A 255-nucleotide genomic window follows, 5' to 3' on the forward strand; every position below is an offset into this window, starting at 1 on the left:
GAAGACTGAGATCTTAATAAAGCCTCAAAAAGGAAAACAACAAAAGGTTGAAAACGGATTTGATAAATCAAACTTCAAGTATGACCAAAAAGATGATGTTTTTATTTGCCCGATGGGCTACTGTTTGGATTTTAAATGGAATGGAAAGCAAAACGGCAAAGATTCCAAACGTTACACGTGTGTAAACTTTAATGAATGTGGGAAAAAGGAGTTATGTACTTCTGCAAAAGGCGGCAGATCTATTGTTAGGTTTAA

Annotated in this window: 1 pseudogene; it reads left to right on the plus strand. The window is 34.9% G+C overall.

The features are described from left to right. A pseudogene (locus M3610_RS28720) lies at positions 1-255 on the plus strand (hypothetical protein); the annotation flags it as partial.

This window comes from Neobacillus sp. MER 74, assembly GCF_023714155.1.